Origin of the sequence: Okeania sp. SIO2F4 (assembly GCF_010672385.1) — a bacterium.
Taxonomy (GTDB): Bacteria; Cyanobacteriota; Cyanobacteriia; order Cyanobacteriales; family Microcoleaceae; genus Trichodesmium.
In genome coordinates this window covers 1-5,533 of sequence record NZ_JAAHGT010000665.1, presented here as the reverse complement: position 1 = coordinate 5,533, position 5,533 = coordinate 1, and the positions used below count along the sequence as shown (strand labels likewise).

Annotated in this window: 8 protein-coding genes; all 8 read right to left on the bottom strand. The window is 38.0% G+C overall.

Annotated features, from left to right (window positions below):
* Positions 1 to 604: 604 nt before the first annotated feature.
* Complete coding sequence (locus F6K22_RS43660) at positions 605 to 952, bottom strand: RNA-guided endonuclease TnpB family protein (RefSeq protein WP_363274739.1); 348 nt, start codon at positions 950 to 952, stop codon at positions 605 to 607.
* Between the two features lie 43 nt (positions 953 to 995).
* Positions 996 to 1,331, bottom strand: coding sequence for a transposase (locus F6K22_RS43655; protein ID WP_363274742.1), 336 nt, complete (start codon positions 1,329 to 1,331; stop codon positions 996 to 998).
* A 122-nt stretch (positions 1,332 to 1,453) separates the two neighbouring features.
* Entirely contained in the window at positions 1,454 to 1,708 is a 255-nt protein-coding gene (locus F6K22_RS43650; protein WP_363274744.1) for a hypothetical protein, read from the bottom strand.
* A complete protein-coding gene (locus tag F6K22_RS43645; protein ID WP_363274737.1) occupies positions 1,653 to 1,784 on the bottom strand; it encodes a helix-turn-helix domain-containing protein in 132 nt (43 codons plus the stop codon). Before F6K22_RS43645 ends, F6K22_RS43650 begins: the two co-directional genes overlap by 56 nt.
* Before the next feature lie 190 nt (positions 1,785 to 1,974).
* The gene (locus F6K22_RS30005) at positions 1,975 to 3,384 is read right to left on the bottom strand and encodes a reverse transcriptase family protein (protein WP_293106608.1); all 1,410 of its coding nucleotides are present in this window, start codon (positions 3,382 to 3,384) and stop codon (positions 1,975 to 1,977) included.
* A gap of 606 nt (positions 3,385 to 3,990) precedes the next feature.
* Positions 3,991 to 4,692, bottom strand: coding sequence for a ribonuclease III (rnc, locus tag F6K22_RS30000; RefSeq protein WP_293106605.1), 702 nt, complete (start codon positions 4,690 to 4,692; stop codon positions 3,991 to 3,993).
* A gap of 29 nt (positions 4,693 to 4,721) precedes the next feature.
* The gene (rnc, locus tag F6K22_RS29995; protein ID WP_375340208.1) at positions 4,722 to 5,399 is read right to left on the bottom strand and encodes a ribonuclease III; all 678 of its coding nucleotides are present in this window, start codon (positions 5,397 to 5,399) and stop codon (positions 4,722 to 4,724) included.
* Positions 5,375 to 5,524 (bottom strand): hypothetical protein, encoded by a 150-nt coding sequence (locus F6K22_RS29990; RefSeq protein WP_293106611.1) that lies wholly within the window; start codon positions 5,522 to 5,524, stop codon positions 5,375 to 5,377. Before F6K22_RS29990 ends, rnc (F6K22_RS29995) begins: the two co-directional genes overlap by 25 nt.
* Positions 5,525 to 5,533: the final 9 nt, after the last annotated feature.

Here is a 5,533-nt window from a genome sequence, read left to right as displayed (position 1 = left end):
CTTCATTCAGTAATGTTCGTAATCTACCTGTGGAAATATTGAGTAAAAATGCAGCTTGTGTTGTAGTTGCTTCTTGTATAGTCATAACTATAACGTCTGGGTTTTTAGATTTTAGAATATTAACTCTTAGAAAAAATATACTCGCTCACGAGTAGTTGTAGTTGCTTCTTCTACAGTCATAACTATAACGTCTGGGTTTTTAGATTTTAGAATATTAACTCTTAGAAAAAATATACTCGCTCACGAGTAATTGTATCCATCTCGTCTATGAACAGGTTGGATATGGTTTCGAGACACAGACAAGATTTTGTCCCCATGTCGGACATCAAAATTGCCCTTGGTTCTCACAGTTTTAATTCTGACTCCTTTTAATCCAGCATTTTTGCCTTTGACTACATTGTTGACATCCTCCCGACCCTGCTAATCGAGACAGGGCGGGATTCCCTAACATCACTGATAGGGGCTTCCTGCTGCCTCTTGCCTCCTTTCCTTCGGAATGCTACGCAAACGGAGGAGCTGCGCTAACAGAGGAGCTGCGCTAACATAGCACCTGCATAAACGGGATTTACTCCCTATGTGCTTCGCACAGGCTTCGCCAACGGGTCTAAAGGCGCGCTCCACAGGCTGACACTGCTAGTCCAGCAGCCAAAATATTGATACTTGCGTTTATATCACGGTCATGGTGACTACCACACTCTTGATAATCCCACTCTCTGATATTTAGAGGTAATTTTTCTACTACATGACCACAATTAGAGCAACGCTTGGAACTAGGGAAATATCGGTCCAGAGTGATTAATTCCCGTCCATACCAATCAGCTTTGTATTCTAATTGTCTAACTAATTCTCCCCAGTTGGCATCACTGATAGCTCTTGCGTGCTTTGTGGTCTCTTGGTGCGCGTTCCGCAAGCGAGCTGGCGTCGTCGCGGGGTCGCACCGCTTTTTTACCATGTTTTTTATAGCCAACTCCTCAACTACTATTGTTTGGTTTTCTCTAAGAGCGTTGGGTTGTTAGCTTATGGGTCATGTCAAGTCTTGAATCTTTAATTTTTGCGTGTATCTTGGCAACTTTCAGTCGGGCTTTGTGATAGTTGTTAGACTTTTTGTCGGGTTTTCTATCAAGGGATTTCTGAGCTAACCTCAGTTTTTTGTGTAACTTCTGAAGATTCTTTGGGTTGGCAACTTTTTTTCCATCGCTGGTAGTTAGTAAACTGGTGATGCCTAAATCAACACCAACTTGCTTCTTAATCGGCTTGAGTCTCAAATCTCTGGTGTCGTTGACTCTCAGAGATACAGACCACCTACCACTTGGGTCAAGTTTGACAGTAATTGTACTAGGTACACAACCTGCTGGTAGTTGCCTACTCCAGCTAATGGGTAATGGCTCTGCACCCGATCGCTAAATATACTTGACCATCTTTCCACTTAAAAGCTGCCTTCGTAAACTCAGCCCTACCACCCCATACGCTTTTTCTTGAAGTTGGGATATTGAGCCACTCCACCAAAAAAGTTGGTGAAAGCAGTTTGTAAATGTCTTAAACTTTGTTGCAATGGTACACTGCTGACTTCAGTCAGAAAATCTAAATCTTCCTGCTTTTTCCAAGAGGTAAGCATGGCTGAAGTTTGCTTGTAACTTACTCGCTCTTTGTTCTCATACCATGCAGTAGTTCTTGCAGAAGCGCGCTTTGTTGTAGATGAGGCGTACACACCCCAATGTCCTCCTCAACAGATTTTCCTGTTCTGGAGTTGGGTAAAATCTAAATTTGTACGCCTTTTCAAGCATTTACTGCCTAATTTTCAACATTTACATTTTAACAGATTATTTGTAAAACCGCAACATTGATTGGTTTTCCAATTGCGTCGCTCCCCTACGGGAGAACGCGGGTCAAGGACCAAAATTTTGATAAAATTTCCACACTTAGTTCAATCTTCTCGGTTTTAACCAGAAATAATTATCCATTATTAATTATCCATTAACTCCCGCCATATTTTTGTTTAATTTCTTTCACCCGCGTCACTAACTCCCGGCCTTTTTCAGGGTTTACCATCGCTACAAAATTTGCAAAACCCTCTATAGCAGCTATCACATCATCACTATTACCCCACCTCTTCCCTTGGAGTCCGTCTTTTTCTATCTGATACAAAGTTGCTCGAAACTTCTTCAACTCTTTCCGAGAAATAGTCGGAAACTCATTCACCACAACACCAGTAACTTCAAGTTGACTAGACTTGCGCCGAATAATTCTCGTCTTTTCCTCATTCACAGTAAACCCTTCATGGCTGACAATAGACTCAGTACGTCGGAAAATATTGCAAATGTGTCGGAGACTATCTCCGGAACCAGAAAAAGTCAAGTCATCAGCATAACGAGTATAAACAAAACCAAGTTCCGCTGCCATTTCACTCAGACGTTTATCCAAACGACGACAGATTATATTAGTAATTGCCGGACTAGCAGGAGAACCTTGAGGTAAGTGGCGTTCGCTCTGAGCTACATAATAAGTTTGTCCATCTAATTCAACTTCTGCCACATTAGGTTCGGTGCAGAGGAAAGCCAAAATAGTAGCAGCAGCTTCAGAATAACCCAATGAAAAAAATAACCCTTTAACCCGCTTGTAAGAAATAGAGGGGAAAAAATCTTTCAGGTCAAAATTAATAATCACATCCGCAGCGACATGAGGTTCGGCATTAGTCAGGATAGAATGTCCGGCGCGAAAACCGTGAGCTGCTTCATGGAGGTGAATATTACAGAGAATATTGTCAAGTATCCAAGTTTGAACATTTTTCAAACGTGGCATCGGAGCAGATATTTGTCTTTCTCCCCCTGTTTTTTTAGGAATTTTGAATCGGATATAGTGGGAAATTGTAGAAGTAGGGCGGGAAAATGCTAGAAACCTAAGCTCTCCTACAGTAATATCTATGGCGGTAGCTATATCTTGAGCAGTATTAAGGATAGGGAGGTTGTTACTTTCGAGACGGGAAATATTCCCATCAATATTATTAAGTCCTCCAGATACGCCTTCCCCTAGATAAATAATGTCATTTTCTTTTTGTTCTTGCCAAGCTTCGGCGCGTTCTTGTCTTTCTCGTTCCCGACGTTCTTTAGTTTCTTGTTGTTTGCGACGGGACTCAGCTAATCTTTGTTTGTAGACTTCTTGACGCAGTTTCTTTTGACTGAAAAGGCGGGCATTTTCTTGGCGAAGTTTTCGGAGTTGTTTTTCTAGCTCCCCACGACGCTGAATTTCATCGGTGGGGTCTTGGGGCATTTCTTCACCTTCAGGCCAAAAGCCATAGCGAACCATTTCTGCCAAGATAAATTCTTCGCGACCTATTTCGCGAATACGAGCATATAGTTCTTTGCGGGAGCGTGGGCGATCGGTCATTTCAGTTATCAGTTATTGGTAACTACAGTAATAGGGAGACTAGAAAATCCAAAATTTCCTTTTTTATATCTTTAGAAAAGAGAGACTATTAATTTTATTTCTTTGGTTATTTTCAGTCAAAAGCAAAAATTATTTATAGCAATTAGTATTCAGCTATAGCAAAATAGCTTGTAACATTTTATCTAATGGAGCTTAGTCTCCAAATTTCATTTTTGCTGAGGTTTGGAGATCAAACCCCTACAGTTTTTTTCAAATCAAAATTTATTTACTATAAAGTCTCAGATACTAGAAAAAAAGCTATATGTATAATTTTGACATTTTTACTAGCTTAGTACACCCAGTTAAATATTTTATTTACTGAAATGATATTAACCTGGTCTGAACATGAACTAAAATCTCTAAGTCGAAAAATTGAGAAATTAACAAGAATGAATCTTGGAGGTTTCTCAAATTTATTCTTTCTTTCTTCGTGCTTCTGAAAAATTTAGATATTCATAGAAATGAATTATAATGCTTGTTCAATTTTACTTATTCCTTCCTTCTATTATAAAAGAGGTAATTATTAATTATTAATTGTTAATTATTAATTGTTTAACTCTTCCTTCTTCAAATTAATCCTACTTTTTTAAGAGCTTTTTCTGCTGCACGTTTTTCAGCTTCTTGTTTACGATTCCCTTTACCAACTCCATATAATTTTCCCCTAACTCTAACTTCAGCAGTGAATACTTTAGCATGGTCTGGACCTTCCCCATCATTAGATTCATATTTAGGATTTTCTCTAAATTTTGCCAATGCCCACTGTTGAAATTTACCCTTAGTATCTACTAAATCATTGGGTGGTGAATTCTCCTCAGAATCAGGAAAAATTAGATCATCTGCAACAGGTTGAAAAAGTCTCTTGACAAAAGGTCTAACTTTCGTCAAATTTGAGTCGAGAAAATAGGCTCCAATTATTGCTTCAAAAGTATCACTAAGTAAAGCTGGATTTTGCCGACCACCATCTTTTTCTGCACCTTTACCTAAGCGCATTTTTTCACCAATTCCTAATTGAAGTGCAAATTTTGCTAATTGTTTTTCATCTACTAAAAGTGAACGGAGGCGAGTCAGTTCTTTAGGTTTTAAATCGTGTTCTTCTTTATATCTTCTATATAGTAATTCTCCTACTAAGAAACCTAGTACAGCATCGCCCAAAAATTCGAGACTTTCATTGTCTTCTTCATCCCCAGAATTTTCGTTTAAATAGGAACGGTGGGTTAAAGCTTGTTTGAGAAGTTCTTGATTTTTAAATTCGGGTATTTTATCTATCATCTGCCAATTTTAAATTTATTGATGTTTATCTATATTAATCCTTCTTGTTTCAATTTAGCTAGTGCATTTTCAGCCGCAAGTTTTTCTGGATATTTTTTACTTCTACTTTTACCTTCACCATACATTCTATTAGCTACAAATACTCTAGATAAAAAATTAGGTTTATTGTCTGAACCACCACATTTATTAGATTCATATTTAGGAATTTGTTCAATTTTTTCTAATGCCCATTGTTGAAATTTAGCTTTAGTATCTACTAAATCATTGTCTAAAGACATTAGATAGTCTGCAACAGGTTGAAAAATTTTGTTCACAAAAGAGCGAAGGTTCATCAAATTTGAGTCAATAAAATAGGCTCCAATGATTGCTTCAAAAATATCACTAAGTAAAGCAGGGTTTTGCCGACCACCATCTTTTTTTGCACCTTTACCTAAGCGCATTTTTTTACCAATTCGTAATTGAACCGCGAATTTTGCTAATTGTTTTTCATCTACTAAAAGTGAACGGAGGCGAGTCAGTTTTTTAGGTTTTAAATTGTGGTCTTCCTTATATCTTCTATATAGTAATTCTCCTACTAAGAAACCTAGTACGGCATCCCCGAGAAATTCTAAACTTTCGTTGTCTTCTTCATCCCCATCCTCATAATTTTCGTTTAAATAGGAACGGTGGTTTAAAGCTTGTGTCAAAAGTTCTTGATTTTTAAATATAGTAATTCTTCTACTAAGAAACCTAGTACGGCATCCCCAATAAATTCTAAACTTTCGTTGTCTTCTTCATCCCCATCCCCAGAATTTTCGTTTAAATAGGAACGGTGGGTTAGAGCTTGTGTCAAAAGTTCAGA

Coding starts and splice junctions, on each gene's coding strand:
- F6K22_RS43660 (WP_363274739.1), bottom strand. CDS start 952: ATGGTAAAAAAGCGGTGCGACCCCGCGACGACGCCAGCTCGCTTGCGG.
- F6K22_RS43645 (WP_363274737.1), bottom strand. CDS start 1,784: ATGCTTGAAAAGGCGTACAAATTTAGATTTTACCCAACTCCAGAACAG.
- F6K22_RS30005 (WP_293106608.1), bottom strand. CDS start 3,384: ATGACCGATCGCCCACGCTCCCGCAAAGAACTATATGCTCGTATTCGC.
- rnc (WP_293106605.1), bottom strand. CDS start 4,692: ATGATAGATAAAATACCCGAATTTAAAAATCAAGAACTTCTCAAACAA.